Here is a 22,954-nt window from a genome sequence, read left to right as displayed (position 1 = left end):
GGACTGACGTTATGCCCCGCGAATGCGGGGCACAACGTCAGTCGGCTACGGGTGGGTGGGCGTTGGTGATGAGCTCGTCAAACTGGTCCTGGAACCAGTGTCCGGACAAGGGGGCGTCGGGCAGGGCCCCGGAGGGGCTGTTGCCGTTGCGGACATTGCCCTCGTAATCCGGATCGCACATCTCGTCGAAGGCCTTGCCCTCGTCGTTCTCAATTTCCTCACTGGCACCGTCGGACTCGCCGGGCGGCTTGATCCAGCTGTAGGCGTCAATGTGGGGCGCCGGGTCGGCTGTGGGGCGCTCCCCGAGGCCAGCACCGGCCTGGTTACACCAGTTGCCCTGGTGCAGCCGCTGGTCGATCCGGCTGTTGTCGACGAACTCGTCGACGTCGGCGGCGTCCTGATCCGGGCCGCTGGGCCGGTCCGGGCCGCCCCAGCCATTGCGTGCGGTGTCGATGACCATCCCCATGTCCCGGCCGAACTCAGCGGAGAACACCTCGGCGTAGTCCTGGGCGTAGGCCAGCTCCCCCGCGTAGTTGTTCCAGTCCAGGTACTCAGCTTGGCGGATCAGCTGACCGTTGTAGGTTCCGTCAATGTCAAAGTGCGGCTCGTCGAGCGCACTGTAGTTGGCGACGTTGGTGGCGAAGCCGTGTACATCGTCGGGGCTGGCACCGTTGGCATTGGCCGCCTCCATCACCAGGTCCACGAACGGCAGGAAGTTGTCGTCCCAGCCGAGCCAGCCGTGGTGGGCAATGTCGATGTAGGTGTAGGTGTTGTCCAGCGAACCGAGCTGACCGAGCGCATACCCGATGCCGTCGACGTAGTTGCCGTTGTCCAGCATCTCGTCACAGCGGTCGGTGGCGGTGTCCCGGTCACCGACGTTGGTCACGAGATTCGGCAGTGAGTCCACCTCCAGTATGGCGATGATGTCGAGGTCGGAGTAGGCCTCCTGGTCCATAATGTCCACGATCGGATCGATGAACTCCTCCTCATAGACATCGATCTCCTCAGGACCAAGCTCCCCGCTGGACGCGAGTGCGGCACAGTCCCGTCCCGGCAGGTTGTAGACGACCACCTGGATCGCGTCGACACCCTGGGCAACGGCCTCGTCCAGATGCTCCTCCAACCCCATCGTGTTCGCACCCGCAGACCCCTCATAGATCGCTGCACGGCGATCCAGCCAGACAGCTGTGGGCTGGTCAGCGACCGCGGCACCCCCACTCGCGGCGGCCTGGTCCGACCACTCGGGGTTCACGTAGAGCTCCCCTGCATACGGGTTGGTTCGATCACTGTCGTCGCCGTTATCTCCGTTGTCGCCGTTGTCGCCGTTGTCGTTTCCGGGATCACCCGCGCATACGGCTCCATTGAGACGGAACTCCTCGGGGACGGTGTTGGAACCGCTGTAGTCGGCGTTGAATCCCACCGTGGCGCTGCCCACCGTAGAGTTCCATCCGGCGTCGGTGACCGTCACCTCGTTTGCGTCCTGCGTGTACTCACCATTCCACAGATTGGTGATTTGCTGATCACCAGAAAAATCCCAGCTCAGGTCCCAGCCGTCCACAGACTCACCGAGTTTGGTGACCGTGACCTCCGCGGTAAAGCCACCACCCCAGTCGTTGACGATCTCATAGTCGACTGTGCAGGCGTCCTGTGCCGCCGCGGGAGCGGTGACACCCAACAGCCCCGCACCCAGTAGGAGTGCTAGCGAGCCCGCCGCGCTCGCCAGCACTCGGTTGGGGCGGGATATTCGTGGTTGGGGGATGTCCATAGCTGCACTTCTCCTTGTCCGCAACACGCGATCACGGATGATCTCCCGCGACCGCCCTAGACGTGGGAGCGCTCCCAAAAAATGACACATTTCCCCTTGTCCGACACGTGTTACTCACCTCCTCACGCACGCCAACACGCGTGTCCCGAGTCGACTCCCGAACGCGGGAGCGCTCCCACATCCTGGAGCATAAAGCCATCGCGATATCCATGTAAACAGAGAATTAACCACAAATATTTTCGCGCGAGCACCAACACCCGAAAAAGACGCTATGATCCCATGGATATTATTTCGTCGTGGATGTCAATAATCGAAACCGGAATACTTACGTCACCCGGATCGACCACACAGTGGACACCGGCCGGAGAGCGGGCCACCGCCCGGTCCGTCCGCGCGCGGCGGACCGGACTCAGCGCCGTGGCGTCAACACGAGCCGGATGGGATTGCCCTCCTTGTTCTCCAGCCGGTGGATCACCTGGGGCGCCTCCTGGAGCGAGAACACCCCACTCACGGACTGGGACAACTCGAGTCGATCGTGACCGGTCAGGGCGACCAGCTGGGTAACATCCTCGGGCTGGGAACCGTAGTGCCCACGAACCGACTGCTTCTGGTAGGCAAACAGCAGGTCATTGTCGATACTGATCGGCTGGTTCGCCAGGCCGGTGATCACCAACCGACCGCCGCTTCCCAGCACCCCCAGGGCCTGTTCCCGTACCGATGGGACCCCCGCGAAATCGAAGGCCGCAGCCAGTCCGGATGGCCCGACCACCTGGAACAGGGATTCAGTGAAGGTGGAATCGGTGGGGTCCAGTGTCGCGTCGGCACCCAACTGTGCGGCACGTTCCCGAGCTTCGGGGACCGGGTCGATCGCCACAATCGGGGCGGCCCCGATGAGGCGCAGCAGCTGGACCGCGTGCGTACCCAGGCCGCCCAACCCCCACACCGCCACCGGTTCGGCCGGCCTGATCTGACCCGAGGTGGTGATCGCGGCCCACGGTGTCGACACCGCATCGGGAATGATGCAGGCCTGTTCGAAGGGCAGCCGGTCGGGAATCGCCACCAGGGTCTCCTGGGTGGCCAGGCAGTACTCGGCATAGCCACCGTCGTAGTCCACCCCGCGTGTCCAGACCCGGCCGGCGGCGTCCTCTTCCCCAGCTTGGAGTAGGACCCGCTGGCCCACCTTCCAGCCCTGGACATCTGCGCCGAGGCGGTCAATGGTGCCGGCAACCTCGTGTCCAAGGGTGACCTCTTCGCCGTCGAGGTACATGGGGTTGAGAGTTCCATCCACCAGGTGCACATCGGACAGGCACACGCCCGCCGCCGCCACCTGGACGCGAACCTGCCCCCGTCCGGGCTCGGGCACCGGGACCTGGGCCATCCGCAGCTCGTGCGTGCGAACGTTCAACCGTGCGGCCAGCATCTGTCCCATGTGGGGTCGCTCTCCCTCGTGCGGCTGTGGTCGGTTCCACCAGCAGAATCACATAATCGCTCGCTGACATCGGACAGGTGCGCAACGTGTCGGCGAATCGCCGATGCCGGACCAGAGCCGGCTATGCATCGTGTCGCGGAACCGACCGCTACACGGATCGATCCGTGGCCTGGGGGCCAAAGTCCCGTCCTAGCGGGGTTCCTCCAGCGGTGGGGGATAGTTGGTTCCTGCCGGCCAGGGCGGACGCAGTCGGGCAACGCCCTGCACCTCGGGAAGGTAGGACCGGACATAGTCCCCGGTCGGGTCGAACCGCTCCGCCTGGCGCCACGGGTTGAACCGGCGGTTGGGCCGGGTGTCGTTGCCGGTGCCGGCGATCCACTGCCAGTTTCCGTAGTTGTTCGGTATATCGCCGTCGGTCAGCGGAAATAGTCGGCCCCCAGGCGCCAGTGCACCCGCAGCACGCGGGTGAGAAACGCCGCCGTGACCATGCGCGCGCGGTTGTGCATGAAGCCTTCGGCCCGCAACTGGCGCATACCGGCATCGACCAGGGGAACCCCGGTGCGGCCTTCCTTCCAGGCCGTGAACCCGTCCGGATCATCGCGCCACTCTCTGTTCCCGGGGCGGTAGTCCCGCCTGGGAAGGTCGGGAAAGGCGTGAGCGACCTGGTAGTGGAAGTCCCGCCAGGCCAGTTGGCGCACGTAGGCTCCCCCATCGGGCCGCTGCCGCGCGGCTCGCGCCAACAGCAGCGGAGACAGGCAACCGAACCGTAGGTCCGCGCCCAGGTGGGAGGTCGCTGCCGCGGCCAGGTCGTCGTGCCGGCGCTCGTAGTCCTCCAGTCCGGAGCGCAGCCAGGTGGCCATGCGTTCGCGTGCCCGCTCCTCGCCTCCGCGCGTTCGGTTCGGGGAGAGCTGGCCGGTCCCCTCCGCACCCCGGGGCTCGACCTCGTCCAGCTGCCCGACGGTTACCGCAAAGGGGGTGTCTAGGCGCTGTGGAACGGGAACGCAGCTGCGCCAGGGGATTGCCTCCCAGGCTCGCCAGTAGGGCGTGAACACTCGGTAGTGGTCGCCCCCGCGGGGGCGAAGCTCTCCGGGAGGGACCACCGTCACTCCCGGAAACTCGGTGACCTCGATGCGGTGGTTGCGCGCGGCCCGCCGGAGCCGTTGTACCCGGCGTCGGGCCAGCGCGCTCACATCCGCACTGAGCAGGATCCGGTCTGCCCCGCAGTCCAGAGCCACACGTATCGTCTCCGCAACCGTGTCTCCGCGCCGCAGGAACAACTGCCCGCCGAGTTTGCGGATCTGCTCACGCAGTTGGGTCAGGGCGTCGGCGAGATAGGCCATCCGGTTGCCTGCCGCGTGGCGGGTGATCGCGGGATCCAGCACGAACAGCGGAACCACAAAGCCGTGGGCGGCCGCGGCGAGGGCTGGATGGTCGTGAACGCGCAGGTCCCGAGTGAACAGCACGACGGAGACACGCACGACGCTCGTTCTCCCTCCGGCCCGCTGCGGGCGCTCACCTCGCTCCTAGTCTTGACCCTGATGATACGAGGTGAATCCAGATTGATACGCCAGGTGTTCAGCGGTCATCCGCGTCCGCGTCTGGAGCTGCGGCTTGACCCCACAGCGGCGGAACCGCTGGAGGCCGAACTGGACCAGCACGTGGACATCGTGGCCCTCGGCACACGGCACGGCTGTCCGACGCATCGAGACCGGGCCCCGGACGGGCTCGTGCTTGAAGGGGCGGACGATCTCGCAACCGACACCGGGGCTGGCGACCCTCCGATGGCGACTCGGCAGCAGCTGAGGGATCCATGGCTGCGGGAGCACTTCGTGGAGCGGCTGTTCGCCCGGGCCCGAGTGCGGGAAATGCTGGCGGGCGGGGCCGGGACTGCGGACGTGATGGAGTTTCACTCCAGACACAAGCTCCAGTGCATGGCCCACGACCCGGCGGGCTGTCGGGCCCTGGGGAGGATCGCCGCCTCGGCACACGAGGCTCCGGCGGCAGCTCTCGTCGCCTACCGGGACCGGTTCGCCCACACCCTTGCTTGTCCCGCCAGCCCGGGGCGGCATGTGAACGCCGTGCAACACGCCCTCGGCATGGTCGACACCCAATTGTCGCGGGGCCAACGCACGCGCATCGATGCGACGCTGGCTGCCTATCGCTCCGGGAGTGTTCCGCTGGCGGTACCACTGGAGCTGGTCCGCGAACTGTGTGCCCCGCTGGAGGCGCCATGGGTGAACAAGCAGACGTATCTGTCTCCCTACCCACCGAAGCTGAGGCTGCGGGAGCGGCTGTACGCGTACCAGGAATGGTGACGGCCCACCCCCGCAGCTGCCGTGCTGCTCACCCCTCCTTGCGGGCCACCCCGGCATGTTCCCATAGCTTCTTGTCGTCCTGCCTCGGCCGAGAGCTGGGTGGAATGTCACCGTTGCGCCAGGTGGATGCCTCCACCACGCCCGGCTCGAGCACCTGTAGTCCCTCGAAAACACGCTCGGCCTCCTCTGGGCTCCGCACCCGGCCCCAGGGCGTCCCGAACCCGTGCACGATGTCGGTGAAGCGCTGGGCCGCGGCGGCATCGTCGGAGACGATATGGGAGAACACCAGGTAGGAGCCGGTGGGCACTCGGTCCATGTACCGGGCGATCACTCCAAACGGGTCGGCCTCATCCGGCAGGCAGTGCAACAGGGACACGATCATGATGCACACCGGCTGGTCGAAGTCGATGAGCCGCCGGGTTTCGGTGTCGTTGAGCACGGTTTCGATGTCGCACAGGTCTGCGGACAGCACGGTGGTGGTCTCGGGGTCACTCGCCAGGAGGGCGCGCCCGTGGGCGAGCACGATCGGATCGTTGTCGACATAGACAACCCGAGCTCCGGCGTCCACCCGCTGTGCGATCTCGTGGGTGTTTTCCGCGGTCGGGAGGCCCGACCCCAGGTCGAGGAACTGGCGGACTCCGGACCGGGCGACCATGTCCACGGCCCGCCCCAGAAAGCCACGGTTGCTGTGCGCCATCCACTCACATTCGGGAGCGGCCTGCTTGAGCTGTTCCATCGCCTGACGGTCCACCTCGAAGTTGTCCTTGCCGCCCAACAGCGCATCGTAGCCACGGGCCACGCTCGGGGTGGACATGTCGATCTCTGGTGGCCAGGTGTGTAGTTCCGTGTCGTTCTTCGGGGGGAAGGGGGTCTCGGACATCGCGAGCCTCTCGATGACTGGGGGGACATCACAGGGATCAGCACCCCGGCAGGACCGGGAGCCCCACTCTAGGTGACCACCCCGCTGCGCGTACGCCAACCGCACAACGAACGCATGGGAAGCGCAGCAGGCTGACCGTCCGTTTTGTTCCCCCCACCCACCATTCCGACCGGTTGGTAGGTTTATGATCCGGCTATGACTTCTGCCACATCTCATCGCCTTCGATGGGTTCTGTACCCCCTGTGCACAGTAGTGGTTCTGACCCTCGTCGCCGCAGGTTTGGGCTACCACCAGATAACCCGAGCCTTCCCCCAGACCGAGGGCGAACTCACCCTCCCCGCCCTCGACGAGGACGTCACCGTCCATCGGGACAACCACGGCATTCCCCGCATCTACGCCGAAACGGCCGACGACCTGTTCCGCGCCCAGGGGTTCGTGCACGCCCAGGACCGGTTCTGGCAGATGCATATCAACCGGATGACCACCTCCGGCCGGCTCGCCGAACTCTTCGGAGAAGAGCAGCTGGAAACCGATGTGTACCTACGCACCATGGGCTGGCGGCACGTCGCCGAACGGGAGTACGACCTGCTGGACGCGGACACCCGCACCTACCTCGACGCCTACGCCGAAGGCGTCAACGCCTACCTCGACCAGCGGGACGGTGGCCAACTCGGGTTGGAGTTCACCGCCCTGGGGATCCTGAACTCCGAACACGGGGTCCAGGCCTGGACCCCGGTGGACAGCCTGGCCTGGCTCAAGGCCATGGCCTGGGATCTGCGCGGCAACATGGCGGCCGAGGTCGACCGGGCCAGCCTGGTGGCCGCCGGCTACACCCGGGCCGAGGTCGAGGAACTCTACCCCGAAATACCGGAGGACCACCCGCCGATCCTCGCCGGAGGCGACCTGGCGGACGGAGAGTTCGTCGACGCCGCGTCGCCACTGGCCCACGACACCCCACCGGCCGACAACACCACAACGCCCGCGGGAGGCAGTGCGGCCGGCGATTCCGCCGACAACAGCACCCACCACCCCACGATCCCGCCGGAGGCCGCTCCAGCGCTCGATGCGCTCGCGGACGGCCTGCACGCCGTTCCGGAGCTGCTCGGCCCCAACAACACGGGCCTCGGCTCCAACTCGTGGGTAGTCTCGGGCGAACACACGGCATCGGGTGCGCCGATCCTGGCCAACGACCCGCATCTGGGCGCCTCGATGCCGAGCGTGTGGCACCAGTCCGGGCTGCACTGTGCCGAGGTGAACTCCGAGTGCCCCTTCGACCTGGTCGGATTCGGCTTTCCCGGACTACCCGGAACCGTGATCGGCCAAAACGCCGACATCGCCTGGGGCTTTACCAACCTCGGTCCCGATGTCACCGACCTGTACCTGGAACAGGTGGACAACGAGGCGAACACGGTCCTCGTGGATGACCAGTACGAGCCGCTGGACACGCGCACAGAAACCATCACGGTCGCGGACGCGGAGGATGTGGAGATCACGGTCCGCAGTAGCCGTAACGGCCCGCTCCTCTCCGACGCGGCCGAGGCCGAGGACCTGCGCACCATCGGCGAACGCTCCGCGGTGGACACCGAGGGCTCCATCACCGAGGAGGCCCACAACACCGACTATGCGGTGGCTCTGCGCTGGACCGCTCTGGAGCCCGGGACCACCGCGGATGCGATCTTCGACATGGGCGCGGCCACCGACTTCGACTCCTTCCGCGAGGCGGCCCGCTCCTTCGACGTGCCGGCACAGAACCTGATCTACGCCGACACCGAAGGCACCATCGGCTACCAGGCACCTGGACGCATTCCCGAGCGGGGTTCCGGGGACGGCCGCTGGCCCGCACCGGGGTGGGACTCCGACTATGTGTGGCAGGGTTACCTCGACTTCGACGAACTACCCACGATCGAGAACCCCGACTCTGGGGTGATCGTCACCGCCAACCAGCCCGCAGTGGACGAGGACTACCCGCACCTGCTCACCGATGACTGGGACTACGGGTACCGTGCCGCGCGCATCCACGAGCTGCTGACCGCGGAATTGGCCGACAGTGCCGACGGTGGGGTCACCGTTGCGGACATGCTGGAGATCATGATGGACGCCGAGCACGGCGGCGCCCAGGCCGTCGTGGAGTATCTCCTGGACGTCCCGTTGGAGGAGGAACTGGACGGGGCCAACGAGACCACGGCCGAGGCTCAACAACTACTGGCCGACTGGGACTTCCAGCAGGATGTGGACTCCGCCGGGGCCGCGTTCTACAACGCAACGTGGAACCACCTCCTTGACGTGGTGTTCGCGGAGTTGCCCGAGGATCACCGAATGCCGGGAGGCTCGCGATCGTGGGTACTGGTGACGGAACTGCTCCGGGACCCGGACGCCTCCTGGTGGGACGGGCCCGAGCACTCCAGCCGTGCGGAGGCGCTGGCCCTGGCCATGGATCGGGCCAGCGCGGAGCTGACGGAGGAACTGGGCGAGAATCCCGGGCAGTGGCGCTGGGGCGAGCTGCACACCTTCACCCCGGTGCACACCCCGTTCGGCGAGTCCGGCACCGCCGCGTTGGAGTGGCTGTTCAACGGATCCACGGTGGAGGCGCCCGGCGGAATCAGCACGGTGAACGCCACCGGCTGGGACCGCACCGAGGGCTACCACGTGGAAACGGTGCCGTCGATGCGGATGGCCGTTGACCTGGCGGATCGGGACTCCGGACGCTGGGTGGATCTGACCGGCGTGTCCGGGCACGTCTTCCACCCCAACCGCCAGGACCAGACCGAGCTGTGGGCCGAGGGCGAAACCCTGGCGATGCCGTTCACGCCAGATGCCGTCCGGGATGCGGCCACGGAGACGCTGACGCTGCGGCCCTGAGGCGAACAGTCGCCGTCCCCGGGTCGGATGCGGCACCGTGGGTACCGCCTATTTCCCACTCCCGCCTGGCAACCGATGCAGCTGGACCGTCCACTGGCAATCGACGCCGACGGAGGCCACGGTCCGATCCGGTGCTGGGTGGGCGGCTACGCCCCCGGGCGGCGGGTGCGCTTCACCTTCCGTCCCGACTGTGACGTCCGCAGCTACCACGAGTTTCTGGTCCAGCCCCGGAGACAGAACCAGTGCGTGCTGCGGCACGTGCTCCACGGCCGCCATCCCGAGACCCGCGGTGTCGCCCCCGGCCAGGCACCCCATGCCCCCGCCGGCCGCCGCGCGGGGAGGCTCCACCACGGCCACCGGCGGATGGTGGTGGCCGTGATCGGGTGGCGGTACGCGCCGTGGTGGCCGCCGGCGGCGTCGCGCCCTGGGGGCGCTCCCCCGCACGACGGCCAACGAACAAGGGAGGCGGCATATTCTCCCCCGCGGTGGCGAGCCGGCCCGGGAGCGGAATACCCCAAACCGGCCAGGAAAACCCCCACACGGCGACCCGTGGAAGCAGGAACGGCGAGACGCGCAGACTGTGGTGGTGCGGAGTGCACGTACGGGATTCCCACAAGCACGCCGACCCAGCGGACTCTCCCCCGACCGGAGGGACAATGCCGCGAAGTCGGGCAGCTTGGGAACGGTCTCCGGGCTACCCGCGCACCCGCACCCCCCGAAGGAAAAACGAACACCCACACCCCAGATACCCACTGACCGTCGTACGGGAGAGCGCCCCCAGGACGCGACACCACCAACAGCCACCACGGCCCACACCCACAACCAACCACCGACACCACCATTCTCCGCTGGCCGTCGTGCGGAGGAGCGCCCCCGAAAACAGCACACCACCGGTGACCACCAGGGCGCGACACCGCCGGCGGCCGACACGGCGGAGGCAGTCACCCAAACACCGCCACCACAACCCCCGAACCAAAGACACCCCCCGGGAAACCCGCCTCCCGCACCGCAGACAACGGCCGCAGACCACGTCACCCACCGAACGCGCACCAGACCAACGCCCCCGGGATCCGCGTAACCGTCCCACCTTCCGGGAATTCCAGCCACCGGCAGGCCCGCACCTGGGCTTCCTCCGCCCCGCGCTCCCGACCACCACCGCACGCGCGCAACGCACCACCGAGGCGCGCCCCCGGGCAGACACCCCCGCCGCACCCGCGCCACACGAGCTAGGTGGCGGAGCCCAGCGGTTCCGGGTGCTCGGTGGCTTGTCCCGATGTCGATCCCGGAACCCCGGCCGGGGTTGCATCCTGGTTCTGGCCACGGAATCGGCGCAGCCGTAGGCTGTTACCGACCACGAACACGCTGGAGAACGCCATTGCGGCACCCGCGATCATCGGGTTGAGCAGTCCGGCCGCGGCCAGCGGGATCGCCGAGGTGTTGTAGGCGAAGGCCCAGAACAGGTTGCCCTTGATCGTAGCCAGGGTGCGCCGCGACAGTCGGATCGCCTCGGGGGCGACGCGCAGGTCGCCACGCACCAGGGTGAGGTCGCTGGCCTCGATGGCCACGTCCGTGCCAGTGCCCATGGACAGTCCCAGGTCGGCCTGGGCGAGGGCTGCGGCGTCGTTGACACCGTCCCCGACCATGGCCACGGCCCGCCCCTGGTGCTGGAGCCGGCGGATGACCTCAACCTTGTCCTCGGGCAGCACCTCAGCGATGACCGTCTCCTCGCCGGGCTCAATCCCCACCTCGGCGGCCACCGTCCGGGCCACCGTCGTGGTGTCCCCGGTCAGCAGGATCGGACGTAGCCCCAACTGGCGTAGCTGACGGATCGCCTCAGCACTGGTGGGCTTGACGGCGTCCGCAATCACGAACAGGCCCCGTACCCGGCCGTCCCAGGCCACGGCAACCGCGGTGTTTCCAGTGGCCTCCGCGGCGGTCTTGGCTTGGTCCAGTTCGTCCGGAAACTCCTGGTCGTGCTCGCTCATCAGCGAGGAGCGACCGACGAGTACCGCATGGTGCTCGACGCTTCCGCGTACACCCTTGCCCTCGATACTGGCGAAGTCGGTGACGGCGGGCAGCTCCCCGAGTCGCTGGGTGGCCCCCGTGGCCACGGCTCGGGCGATGGGGTGTTCGGAGTATTCCTCCAGGGCTCCGCCCAGGCGCAGTACCTCCTCGGGCTGCTCTCCCGCGGCGACGTGGGTGCCGACCAGAGTCATCTCGCCAGTGGTGACGGTGCCGGTCTTGTCCAGCACAACCGTGTCGATGCGTCGGGTACTTTCCAGGACCTCCGGACCCTTGATGATGATTCCCATCTGGGCTCCGCGCCCGGTGCCGACCATGAGGGCCAACGGCGTGGCCAAGCCCAGCGCACAGGGGCAGGCGATGATCAGGACGGCGACCGCCGCCGTGAACGCTGCCGCGGCACCGCTGCCGGTCCCGATCCAGAAGCCGAGCGAGGCAACCGCGATGACGATCGCCAGCGGGACGAACACTCCGGAGATGCGGTCGGCCAGGCGCTGGATGGCTGCCTTGCCCTCCTGGGCCTGTTCCACCAGGCGGGCCATCTGGGCCAACTGCGTGTCCGAACCGACGCGGGTGGCGCGTACGACCAGGCGGCCGCCGGCGTTGACGGTCGCGCCCGCCACAGTGGATCCGGGTGCGACCTCCACCGGGACCGATTCGCCGGTGAGCATGCTCATGTCGACGGCGGAGGTGCCGTCCTCGACCACACCGTCGGTTGCGATCTTTTCTCCCGGGCGCACGACGAACCGATCATCCAACTGGAGGTCGTCCACCGGGATACGTTCCGTGCGTCCTTCGCGCAGCACGGCCACATCCTTGGCTCCCAGCTCCAGTAGGGAACGCAGGGCCGCTCCGGCGCGGCGCTTGGACCGTGCCTCGAAGTACTTGCCGAGCAGGATCGCCGCCACGACACCAGCGGTGACCTCCAGGTAGATGTTGGCGGCCCCGTCGGTGCGGCTGATGGTCAGTTCGAAGGGGTGCACCATGCCCGGCTCACCCGCGGTACCGAGGAACAGCGCGTACAACGACCACAGGAACGCGGCGCTGGTGCCCATCGACACCAGGGTGTCCATGGTCGCGGTGCCTTGCTTGAGGTTCTTCCACGCTGCGATGTGGAAGGGGGCTGCGCCCCAAACGATGATGGGCGCGGTCAGGGTGAGGGCGGCCCACTGCCAGTAGTCGAATTGCCAGGCCGGCACCATGGACAGGATGATCACCGGCACTGCCAGGATGATGCTGATGATGGCCCGCTGCCACAGTGCCGTCAGCGCTGCGTCTGCGGCTGCGGCCGAGTCACCGCTGCCACCACTGGCACCACCGGCATCGGTGGTGCCTCGGCTCTGCCGGACAGGAGGCTGGGGAGCCTCGGCGGTGTATCCGGCCCGCTCCACCGTGTGGATGAGGTCTGTGGTGGTGAGTGCGGTCGCGTCGTCGAGCTGGACCCTGGCCTTCTCGGTGGCGAAGTTGACCGTGGCGGTGACCCCGTCAAGTTTGTTGAGCTTGCGCTCGATCCGGTTGGCGCAGGAGGCACAGGTCATACCGCCCACACTCAGCTCGATCTGGGAGGCTGCCCCGTTCGGGTTCTCGGTTGTGCTCATTGCCGCGCTCCTGTTCTGGCCGAGGTGTCGATCACCGTGTGGTGCCCCACGCCGGCCACATCGCTGCCGGCGGTGTCCGGCCCCTGGTCGAGACTGATCGGCCACGCGGCCGTGTGCCCGTCGCCGTTGGGCTGGAAAGCCAGGAAGGGCCGGTTGTGGTCCCCGGAGGGGAACTCGGGGTGGACGGTGATCTCCCCGGCGGGATGCAGCAGTCCCTTGGCCGCACCGGTGGGCTCCGCACGCTGGTCGGGCTGGTGATCCGTTGCTGTGTAGTCGTCGAATGCACCATCGGCCAGTGTGGGCCCGACCGCGGACCCGACCCACAGCGCGGCCGCGAAAATCACGACCAGCCCGATCCCAAAGACACCCAGCTTCACTCCAATATTCATCGCTTCGTCCTTTGGATTGACCCGTGCGGCATCGGCTCTACGACCCGAGCTCGGCAGGGGATGTGCCAGACCGGAGCTCTGGCGCCCACCCTGCTCCGCGGGGGATTGCCACCCCAGCGAGGGATGCCCATCAGTACCTCCATTCGCGGACGCGCCACGTTCGGAACATCGTGTACCGCACACCCCGACTATACCCCCTAAGGGTATTTATGGAAACCCTTACCCCCTATGTGGCGACCACAGCCCGCACCCCCGGAACACGCACAAACCAGAGCACACAGCCTCGACAGAACCTTGCGCGTGACCCTCAATATACCCACTAGGGGTAATAGGTTCTGAGGGTGGTGACGTCAAGTGTCAAGCTCACCCTCGATACCCGCGCAGAACCCGTCCGGTGGAGTTTGCGCCCCAGTCCGGCCGGCCGATAACGACGTCCCCGCACCGACCGCCAGGACGCGAGCCTCGTCCGCGCCGGTGCCGACGCTGGTCCCCTCCCCGTCTGCGTTCGTTCTCTCGTAGGGTTGTGACCGAACCAGACGTCCTGTGCCACTCCCCCCACGCAGGAGGCCCCATGTCGGGTGATGCGGCCGAAGCTCGCAACGAGTTCAGCGGTACCGCTCATGCCGCGGTGCAGGCCCGCGACATCCACGGGTCGGTCACCGTGCGCAGTGAGGGCCCCGCACCCCCATGGCAGGTACCGGCACATCTCGGGCCCTTTGTGAACCGCACCAGCGACCTGGATCGACTGCGATCCCGCCTGGTCGGCACCACAACCAGCATCACCGTCGTGGACGGCGCCCGCGGCATCGGGAAGACCGCACTACTACGCGTGGCCGCGGCTCAGTTCGGTAACCACTTTCCCGGTGGAGTGTTCCACGTGCACTTCGCGGGCGATGCCACCCGCCCCCAGGCCCAGTCCGACTACTGGGTGACGTTCCTCCTGCAATCCCTGGGTGTCGACAACTCCAGTATCCAGGCGAGCGTGGAGGCGAGGGCCGCCCAGTACGCCTCCGTCACCCGCGGGCTGGCCGGCCCCATGCTGCTGGTGGTTGAGGGCGCCACCCAGCCCGCGCAGATCCGGCCACTGGTTCCCGCGGCGCCGGGAAGCGCACTACTCGTCACCGCAGACGGCCCATCCCTCGGCGAGCTGGAACTGGACGCGGCCGTTGCCCACACTCTGGACCCGCTTGCCCCGGACGCAGCCGCAGAGCTGTTGCGGGAACTGTGCGAGGACCCCCTGGAGGAAACGGCCTGCACCCAACTGGTGCGGGCCTGCGCCGGACTCCCTTTGGCCCTGGTTATGGCCGCATCCCGCGTTCGGCGGGGCACGGCAGCGGATACGGTGGCCAGGCAGCTGGATACCCAGCGCTCTCAGCTGGCCGAAGTCGGAGTCAGTGACCGACTCACCCTGGAGACCGTGTTCACCGACAGCTACGCCCAGCTGTCGCCCACCGCCGCCACGCACTACCGTGCCCTGAGCCGCTGGCCGGGCAACCACTGTGGCACCGACCTCGTCACGGCGTTGACCGACGGCGAGGAGCACACCACCCGAGCAGCCTTGACCGAACTGCGGGCAGCGAACCTGGTGGAGGCGGACCCCGCCCGGCAGGTGCGCTTCCGCCACGAACTCATCCGCACACACGCCCGGGAGCGAGACCGCGCACAGACCCCGGATTCCGACCGCAGGGCCGGCCTGCGTCGGGCTCTGGACCACTACCTGGCCCTCCTCGGGCACGCGGAACGGACGCTGAATCCGACCCGGCTCCGCTGCATCGACCTGAGGCGCGTATGTGCAGGCACGGCCGACCCGTTTGCGGGTGACGGCGCCCAGGCCCGAACGTTCCTCGAAGCCGAACGGGAAACCCTGCCCGGCGTGGTGCATACCGCCGCCGAGGCTGGGCTGGACGAGCACGCCTGGCAGTGCGCCGAACTCGCCACGGCGCTGTATCTGAGGTCCCGCTACCTTCATGACTGGATGGACACCGGGCTGGCGGGGGCAGCGGCAGCCCGGCGCGTCGGAAACGTCGCTGCGGAGGCGCGGCTGCGGTCCCTGACGTCACGGCCACTGCTGGATCTGGGACGGTGGGAGCAGGCGGAAATCGAAGTGAACACCGCGGTACAGCTGGCCGAGTCGAGTGAGGTCTCGACCAGGGCCGACGCCTACCTACTGCGTGCCTCCATCGCAGAGTTCCACGGTCGCTTTCTGGAGTCGGGCGACCCCGAAGCCGCGCGCACCGCCTACGACCGCGCCCGAGAACTCAATGCCCGGGCGGCCGAGGCTCACGACCCGATCCACGCAGCCAACGGGAGACGTGGCCTCGCGTTGGTCGACTACTTTCGCGCACGTTCCCTGCTCGCCTGCGAGCATGCCACGAACGACAACGCGACCGGGGGCAGGGATACCATCGGCGAGCTACGCGCGGCACTCGACCGGTTCCAGACCCTCGACCCTCCGGATGACCGCATGGCGGCCCGGGTCCGCGCGAGCCTGGGCACGGCACACAGCCGCCGCGGTGAACTGGCAGAAGCGAGCCGCGAGCTGGATACGGCGATCCGGGCCCTCCAGGCGGAGCAGCTCCACGCCTACGAGGCGGAGGCCCGCCTGGAACTGGCCCACGTGCTCGGCCAGCTGGGGCTGTCTCCGCGGGAACATCTGGAGGCAGCGCGGACACTGTTCCACCACCTGGGCAGCCCCCGGGCACAGGAGGCCCAACGACGCCTGGACAAGCTGGCGGGCTGACAGACTGTCCCCGAACCACCGGTCGGCCTCGCCGCAACCACAACCGCCCCTCCCCGACCGTGCCCCTCCCGGTCGACTCCCCCGTTGCACATTGCCCTCGGTCGTGGTACGCGCATGCTTTCGCATCAGGGAACCGTCCGGACGGGCGAAGTCCGCGCACACCCGGGATGCGAACGACCGGCGGGCGCGGTGGATGAACACGTCGATGCGGCGAGCCTCGCCACCCCGGGGGCCGCGCACCGGTGATACGGCACCGGGCACTCCACGCAGCACAACGCTAATCCAACGGTCCGGGGCTGGTGTGGACGACGTTCTCTGGGGAAAGCGTGCAGCCCTGCTCCCTTTCGCCTACCCGGAGCCGAAACGACCCGGCCAGGGGCCGGCGCCCCCGCAGGAGTGCATAGACGAGAGCCGATGCCGTGATCGCGTCGAGGTGCGCTGTTGTCGCGGGCATGCAGCGCACAACTCCGCGCCCACGAACCCCCGCCAGGTATCCGCGGTCGGCGGCGGCCGTGACCAGCAGGCTGCCCGGGTAGCGATCCAGGGCGGCGCGGACCCAGTGCCCGGCCCGATCCAACGGTTGCGGCTCCTCGCAGACGATGACCGAGGCGAGATGCGTGAGGGTATCGTCCGTGCCCATCTCCGCGGTCTCGACCACGGCCAGGTGCTGGAGTCGCCCTCCGGGCGGGTCGGACGCAGGATAGGGAAACGCCGGGAAACGTTCGATTCCCAGAACATCGGTGTCTTGCCACCAGGTGTGCACGTGGAGGGCACACGCCGAGCTGGCTTCCACGGCCGGCGCGGGCAGGGTACGGATGGTTCGGGGCTGGACGGGTTGAGGCAACCGCAGGAGCTCGTACAGCAGCTCCGTGAGCTGGTGAAGTGCGGCGCCACCCTCGGTGAAAGCGGATGCCGTGGCCTCCCGGAACCGTCCCGTGGGATGCCCGGTGCTGGCGGCGGTTACCTGGTGCCGCAGGTCCCCGTCGGTGTCGAGTCGCGGTGCCACCTCCGCGAGGCTGGCGCTGGCCGTTCCGGGCACGGTTTCCTTCCCGGATCCACCCAGCAGCACCGGCAGATCCAGGGCCGCACCGTGCAGGGTGACCGAACCGTGGTCGCCGAGGAGACAGTCCGCAGCCACGAGGGTCGCTCCCCATCCCGCCTCGGGCGGGACCAGGATCAGTCCAGCATCACGTGCTCGGCCCAGGATCTGACGGAGCTGCCAGGCGTCATGCCAGAACCAGGTGTTCGGATGCACGATCGCGGCGACCCGATACCCGTCCATGGGCAGGTGGGCCAACAGCCGCTCCGGTAGGTCCGGCCGGCTCCCGAGGAGGCTACTTGGGCCCCAGGTGGAGGACAGGGCCACCAGGTGCTGGCTGTCATCCAGGCCGAGGTGACTCCGGTAGTGCCACCGCAGGCGCCGGCTGGCCTGAATCCGCTCGTGGAGCAGGTCACCGACCACGGTGGCACGTGCGGCGAGCCCACTGTGCACCGTCCGCAGCTGCTCCCGATGCACGGGGTGAGCCAGCGCCATGCGCAGGTTCGACCAGTCGAGAAACTCGGGGCGGGGAATCCCAGAGATGCGCCGCCCGCGGCTACCCGTGTCCGGAACGTACTTCTGGAAACCCACACCGTGAGGCAGGACGACGACGGGCACGCTGAACCCCGTGAGGTCGATGTTTTCGCTGGTCGTAAGGACCAGATCCGTCGGCAGCTCGCGAGCCCGGGGCCAGGCAACCGGTTCGATTCCGTGCCGGCGTAGCAACTCGGCAGTTCCGCGATGGAAAGCGGAGGTGTCGTCACAGGTGAACCGAATCTGCACCCGCGGATCGCCGCGGAACACCGCCAGGGCCTCCAGAAGTACCACAGCATGGGTGAACGTGCGGGCGACCGCCAACACCAAACGCTGCTCCGGGAACGTACTCCAGCGTTCAGGCTCAGAGAGTGGCCCGGAGCAGGTCTGGTCGGCATCGCCCACGCGCCCACGCGCCCACGCGCCCACGCGCCCACGCGCCCACGCGCCCACGCGCCCACGCGCCCACGCGCCCACGCGCCCACGCGCCCACGCGCCCACGCGCCCACGCGCCCCCGTGTTTCGACTCTAGCGGAGTGTGGGGTACCGGGGTGGGGTTTTTCGGAAACGTTGTCGGTATGCACCGGAGGGTGAGTCTAGCGGCGCTTTCGCGATGTCCGGCGGCGACCGGGCTCGCCCATGTCTCTTCGGCCGATCGGGGGCCGGCGTTCACGGTCACGGTCCGCCGGGACGACGGCAGGAATACAGCCATGTCAGCGGTGTTGAACCCAACTGTGAAGAAGATCGGATTCCTCTCGTTCGGACACTGGACGCCGTCGCCGCGCTCTGCGGTGCAGTCGGCCTCGGATGCACTACAGCAGTCGATCGAACTGGCGGTCGCCGCCGAGGAGGTCGGCGTGGACGGGGCGTACTTCCGGGTGCACCACTTCGCCCGGCAACTGGCCTCACCGTTCCCGCTGCTGGCCGCGATCGGGGCTCGCACCAGCCGTATCGAGATCGGCACGGGCGTGATCGACATGCGCTACGAGAACCCCTTGTACATGGCCGAGGATGCCGGTGCGGCGGATCTGATCTCGGGCGGGCGACTTCAGCTCGGGATCAGCCGCGGTTCCCCGGAACAGGTCATCAGGGGCTACGAGTATTTCGGACACTATCCCGCGGCGGGTGCCACCGACGCCGATATGGCACGCGAGCACACCGCGCGGTTCTTGGAGGTGCTCTCTGGGGAAGGCTTCGCCGAGCCGAACCCGAAGCCCATGTTCCCCAATCCGCCGGGTCTGTTGCGCGTCGAGCCGCACTCACCCGGGTTGCGGGACCGCATCTGGTGGGGCGCCGGAACCCGTTCCTCCGCGGAGTGGGTGGGACAGCAGGGGATGCACCTGATGAGCTCGACCCTGCTCACTGAGGACACCGGGGTGCCGTTCCACCAGCTCCAGGCCGAGCAGATCGATATGTTCCGCAAGGCGTGGCAGGCCGCCGGGCACGAGCGGGAGCCCCGGGTCTCGGTGAGCCGCAGCATCTTCCCGATCGTGAACGACTTTGACCGCCAGCTGTTCGGCCGGGAGAAGGGCAGCAGTGACCAGGTTGGCCATCTCGATGATGGCCTGGCCCGTTTCGGCAAGACCTACGCCGGTGAACCAGACCAGCTGGTGCGGGATCTGGCGCAGGACGAGGCGATCGCCGCGGCGGACACGCTGTTGCTCACGGTCCCGAACCAGCTGGGTGTGGAGTACAACACGCACATCCTGGACAGCCTGGTGCGCTACGTCGCACCCGAGCTGGGCTGGCGCTGAGCTCCAGGGACGCAAGCACCAGGCCCCCGGCGATGATCGACGTCGGGGGCCACGAGGATTGTCCGCACCCGAGCACGGAGTTCCCGCACACGCGGCACCCCTCGCGCGCGGCGCCAAAACCTGGTGCACTCGCGCCATGGACACCACGCACGACTTCCGGTTCGGAGTGAACCTGACCACGACGGACCCCACGGCCGTGCAGGAGAACGCGCGGTCCGTAGAGGCGGCGGGTTTCGATCTCCTGCACGCTACCGACCACCTGGGTCTGCACGACCCTGTTGCGGTGCTGAGCGCCGCCGCCACGGCCACCGCGCAGGTGCGTCTGGGAACGCTCGTGCTGAACAACGAGTTCTGGAACCCGGCCCTGCTCGCGCGGGCGGTCGGCAGCCTGGACCAGATCAGCGGGGGCCGGTTCGAGCTCGGGCTGGGGTGCGGGTACATGAAGTCCGAATTCGACTCCGCGGGGATTGCCTGGCGCACGCACGCCGACCGTGTCGCCGCACTGGAGACAACCGTCGTGGAGTTGGACCGGATCGTCGCTGACGACTCCCGGAAACCAACACCGCTACAGCGTCCCCGCCCCCCGCTGCTGATCGGAGCACACGGAAAAGCCACCCTGGAGCTGGCCGCCCGCCACGCCGACATCGTCGGCTTCAGCGGACTGACACAGATCCCCGGTGCGGCCCCCGGCACCTTCCGGATCGCGGATTCGGCGGAGACATCGGAGCGAGTGGAGTTCGTGCACCAACGCGCGGGACCACGCGCCATGGAGCTGGAATTCAACGTGCTGATCCAACGTGTGGAGATCACCGACGACGCGGAGCGGACCGCCGCGGGGCTCGCCGACGGCTACCAGCGGGCGGGCCTCACCAGTGCCCGCGACGTCCTGGACAACCCGTTCCTGCTTGTGGGGACCGCGGAGGAGATCGCCACCGAGATCCTGGCCGCACGGCGGCGGTACGGATTCACCAACATCGTCACACACTGGTCCTATCGGGACGCGCTGGCCGAGGCGATGCCGCTGGTCCGTCGCTGGGCCGGCGACGGGCCCGGAACGTGAGGTGAGGTGGTCGGAGGTGTGCGCGTGCGGGCGTTGATGACCGGAAGACAGCCGGTCACGTTCGGGCACCGATGGGATGGATGCGGGCGCTCGCGTACGAAACAGCGGGTGTCCCCACCGGCACAGTTCCCGCGACATCAGGGCCGAGCGCGACCCAGGCATACGGCCGCTCGATATTCCCCGCCAGCCGGAACGAGCCGAGCCCGGCTGGCGGATTCGTCGGCGGCATGCGACTGGTGTCCGGCTGCACCGGGCAGGTCCCGCCCGGTTCCCGGTGCTGGTTCCCGGCCTCGACGGGACTCACCCCCGGTTACTCCCGTCGCGCGAGGATGATGCTGATGTTGTCCCGCCCACCGGCCGCCATGGCAGCGCGCCACAGCTCAGACACGGCCACGGCGTCGCTGTCGGAGGTGGCGAGAATCTTCTCCACCTCCTCTGTGGTGACCAGGTCACTGAGTCCATCGGAGCAGATCAGCCACGCCACGCCGTCCACACGCTGAACGTGCGGCTCCAGTCTCCCGTCGGTACGTCCACCAACGCACTGGGTGATCAACGCGGTATTGCCGCCCTCAATCGCGTCATCGCGTGTGACCTGGACGAGACGCCCCTGCTCGATCCGGTAGGTACGCGAGTCGCCAACGTTGAACGTGTGGACCCCGTCCCTGGTGAGAAGCAGCCCCGCCACGGTGGATCCCATTCCGTCGAATTCCTGGTGCTGCACCGCGTGCTCTCGCAGTTCGCCGTCGATCGTGGCCAGGGCCCGGCTGAGCGCCTGGGCGCTGCTCAACTGGCGACCAATCTCCGACAGGCGCCGGGCCACGTGTTGCGAGGCGATCTCGCCGGCCGCGTGACCACCCAACCCGTCGGCGACCGCCAGGACCATCGGCTCGTCGGCCGGTACCCAACACTGTGCCGGGGTGGCCATATCGCACGCGGCCATCATGGGTCCGAGGACTACAGAGTCCTCGTTGCGGTCACGGACCGCCCCACGGTGGGTGATTGCGGTGATGGTGACGTGGCCAGCCGGGGCGGGGGGTTCGTGGGCGCGCGTGTCGGTATGTGACATACGGGCAGGGTAGCGGCCAGCGGGAGGCCGACAGTGCCGAACGATCCACTCGGCCCGCAACCTCCGTCTTCGTGTCCCAGCCGGGCGTCGCCGTGCGGTCGGCACGGCACCGCCGGATCCCTGCCCGCGCCCCCGGGGGGCACGACCCGCTACCGGACTGTGGCTACAGACAACCATCGAGACAGGCGAGCCGTCGCACGTGGCTGTCGACGCCCCCACCCGCGACCGCGACGTGCGTGCCGCAATCCCACAGTCGGTTTCGGGGTGCGCCTGGTGGGGACTGTGCTGATTGCTAGCGAGGTCGACCGTACTGTCGGCGGCCCGGATGCAGGGGTCAGCCACGGAGGTGACGACCTCCCAGGCGGTTGTGTGACAGGCTCCACGAACGTCTCGCCCGACGCGAACAGTTCACTGGATTCCCGCACCACTTCCATCTCGTGGATACCCGCCTCCGTGCCGTGGCCGAGCGCCACCAGCCCCAGAGCCGCCAGTACCCGGTGAGTAGCGCAGCGAGAACCGCTACCGCCACCACGGTGCACGGTCGGGTGGACCTCCGCCGCGAGCTGGACCAGCCCGAGGAGGAACATCCACCAGGACCAGTGTGATCACCCCTCTTCCCCGTCTGCGCCGAGTCCATTGTGGTGGCCAAGGTGCGGCCGTCGCTGCCGGGGCTCTGGGCTACGCTCCCCGGCTGCACGAGCGAGTGCGCCCCGTGCCCGGGCCCCCTCGGTGGCCGGGTAGGCTCCCCCACGGCCAACCGCACGCACTGCGGGTGTCCGCCGGCCCCACGTCCGAAGGAAGCGCCATGCCCAGCCAGAAGCAGCGCATGCTCGCCGGTCAGCCCTACATCGCCAACGATCCCGAACTAGAGGCAGATGCACGACGGGCGGCCGAACTGAACGAGTTGTTCAACGCCGTGTCCGCGACCGAACCCCAGCGCCGGCGTGAGGTGCTGGCGGCGCTGTTGGGCAAGCTGGGTGCCGGGGCCGAAATCCGTTCGCCGCTCCATGTGGACTACGGCTACAACATCCGCGTGGGCGAGGGTGTGTTCGTCAATGTCGGGGCCGTGCTACTGGACGTGGCGCCGATCGTCATCGGCGACGATGTCCAGCTCGGCCCTTACGTGCAGCTGCTCACCGCCACGCATCCGGTCGAACCCGTGGCACGCCGGGCCAAGTGGGAGTCGGGGCAGCCGATCACGCTCGGGGAGAACGTGTGGCTGGGAGGAGGGGCAGTGGTGTGCCCCGGGGTGACCGTCGGGGCGAACACCGTGGTGGGGGCCGGCGCGGTGGTCACGGCGAACCTGCCCGCCAACGTGGTGGCCGTGGGCAATCCGGCACGGATCACCCGCGAGATCTGACCAGCCCCGGTCCATCCCCGGGAGATTGCCAGCGCGTCGTGGATATTTGCGGGGTGGGGCTGGCGGGAATCTCGCTGAACGTCGTGCTGACGAACTGCCGAGCTGGCCGCCGGGTTGCTACGGCCTCCCCCTGCCCCCGCTGGC

14 protein-coding genes and 1 pseudogene are annotated in these 22,954 nt (G+C 68.1%); 7 read left to right on the top strand and 8 right to left on the bottom strand.

Going from position 1 to position 22,954, the window contains the following annotated elements:
• Nucleotides 1-37: 37 nt before the first annotated feature.
• The 3 genes and pseudogenes from RIF23_RS11295 to RIF23_RS11285 form a co-directional block, all read right to left on the bottom strand.
• Nucleotides 38-1,765, bottom strand: coding sequence for a glycoside hydrolase family 6 protein (locus RIF23_RS11295; RefSeq protein ID WP_310912447.1), 1,728 nt, complete (start codon nt 1,763-1,765; stop codon nt 38-40).
• Nucleotides 1,766-2,174: 409 nt separating this feature from the next.
• Complete coding sequence (locus tag RIF23_RS11290; RefSeq protein WP_310912446.1) at nt 2,175-3,194, bottom strand: zinc-binding dehydrogenase; 1,020 nt, start codon at nt 3,192-3,194, stop codon at nt 2,175-2,177.
• Between the two features lie 189 nt (nt 3,195-3,383).
• Nucleotides 3,384-4,672, bottom strand: a pseudogene (locus RIF23_RS11285) (cryptochrome/photolyase family protein).
• Between the two features lie 81 nt (nt 4,673-4,753).
• Here RIF23_RS11285 and RIF23_RS11280 point away from each other — a divergent pair.
• On the top strand, nt 4,754-5,509 hold the full coding sequence (locus tag RIF23_RS11280) for a YbgA family protein (RefSeq protein WP_310912445.1): 756 nt from the start codon (nt 4,754-4,756) through the stop codon (nt 5,507-5,509).
• 28 nt (nt 5,510-5,537) lie between these two features.
• Here RIF23_RS11280 and RIF23_RS11275 read toward each other — a convergent pair whose 3' ends face one another.
• A complete protein-coding gene (locus RIF23_RS11275; protein ID WP_310912444.1) occupies nt 5,538-6,389 on the bottom strand; it encodes an SAM-dependent methyltransferase in 852 nt (283 codons plus the stop codon).
• Nucleotides 6,390-6,584: 195 nt separating this feature from the next.
• Between RIF23_RS11275 and RIF23_RS11270 the strand changes: the two genes are divergently transcribed.
• Nucleotides 6,585-9,248 (top strand): penicillin acylase family protein, encoded by a 2,664-nt coding sequence (locus RIF23_RS11270; protein ID WP_310912442.1) that lies wholly within the window; start codon nt 6,585-6,587, stop codon nt 9,246-9,248.
• Nucleotides 9,249-10,474: 1,226 nt separating this feature from the next.
• Here RIF23_RS11270 and RIF23_RS11265 read toward each other — a convergent pair.
• Together RIF23_RS11265 and RIF23_RS11260 are read right to left on the bottom strand one after the other, a co-directional pair.
• The gene (locus RIF23_RS11265) at nt 10,475-12,868 is read right to left on the bottom strand and encodes a heavy metal translocating P-type ATPase (protein ID WP_310912441.1); all 2,394 of its coding nucleotides are present in this window, start codon (nt 12,866-12,868) and stop codon (nt 10,475-10,477) included.
• A complete protein-coding gene (locus RIF23_RS11260; protein WP_310912440.1) occupies nt 12,865-13,257 on the bottom strand; it encodes a hypothetical protein in 393 nt (130 codons plus the stop codon). Before RIF23_RS11260 ends, RIF23_RS11265 begins: the two co-directional genes overlap by 4 nt.
• Before the next feature lie 571 nt (nt 13,258-13,828).
• Between RIF23_RS11260 and RIF23_RS11255 the strand changes: the two genes are divergently transcribed.
• A complete protein-coding gene (locus RIF23_RS11255) occupies nt 13,829-15,997 on the top strand; it encodes a hypothetical protein (protein ID WP_310912439.1) in 2,169 nt (722 codons plus the stop codon).
• Nucleotides 15,998-16,274: 277 nt separating this feature from the next.
• Here the strand turns inward: RIF23_RS11255 and RIF23_RS11250 are convergent, their stop codons facing one another.
• Nucleotides 16,275-17,897 carry a hypothetical protein gene (locus RIF23_RS11250; protein ID WP_310912438.1) on the bottom strand — a complete coding sequence of 541 codons (1,623 nt, stop codon included), beginning with the start codon at nt 17,895-17,897 and terminating at the stop codon, nt 16,275-16,277.
• A 383-nt stretch (nt 17,898-18,280) separates the two neighbouring features.
• On the opposite strand from RIF23_RS11250, the gene RIF23_RS11245 reads away from it, so the two are divergent.
• Nucleotides 18,281-19,324 (top strand): LLM class flavin-dependent oxidoreductase, encoded by a 1,044-nt coding sequence (locus RIF23_RS11245; RefSeq protein ID WP_456085738.1) that lies wholly within the window; start codon nt 18,281-18,283, stop codon nt 19,322-19,324.
• Nucleotides 19,325-19,460: 136 nt separating this feature from the next.
• Nucleotides 19,461-20,384, top strand: a complete 924-nt coding sequence (locus RIF23_RS11240) for a TIGR03621 family F420-dependent LLM class oxidoreductase (RefSeq protein WP_310912437.1) — start codon at nt 19,461-19,463, stop codon at nt 20,382-20,384.
• A gap of 310 nt (nt 20,385-20,694) precedes the next feature.
• On the opposite strand, the gene RIF23_RS11235 is transcribed toward RIF23_RS11240, so the two are convergent.
• Nucleotides 20,695-21,450 carry a PP2C family protein-serine/threonine phosphatase gene (locus tag RIF23_RS11235; protein WP_310912436.1) on the bottom strand — a complete coding sequence of 252 codons (756 nt, stop codon included), beginning with the start codon at nt 21,448-21,450 and terminating at the stop codon, nt 20,695-20,697.
• A gap of 365 nt (nt 21,451-21,815) precedes the next feature.
• Here RIF23_RS11235 and RIF23_RS11230 point away from each other — a divergent pair, with 365 nt between their 5' ends.
• Both RIF23_RS11230 and RIF23_RS11225 read left to right on the top strand, forming a co-directional pair.
• A complete protein-coding gene (locus RIF23_RS11230; protein WP_310912435.1) occupies nt 21,816-22,055 on the top strand; it encodes a hypothetical protein in 240 nt (79 codons plus the stop codon).
• Nucleotides 22,056-22,255: 200 nt separating this feature from the next.
• A complete protein-coding gene (locus RIF23_RS11225; protein WP_310912434.1) occupies nt 22,256-22,810 on the top strand; it encodes a sugar O-acetyltransferase in 555 nt (184 codons plus the stop codon).
• Nucleotides 22,811-22,954: the final 144 nt, after the last annotated feature.

The organism is Lipingzhangella rawalii, from assembly GCF_031628175.1.
GTDB lineage: Bacteria > Actinomycetota > Actinomycetes > Streptosporangiales > Streptosporangiaceae > Lipingzhangella_A > Lipingzhangella_A rawalii.
This window is presented reverse-complemented; position numbering and strand designations above follow the sequence as displayed.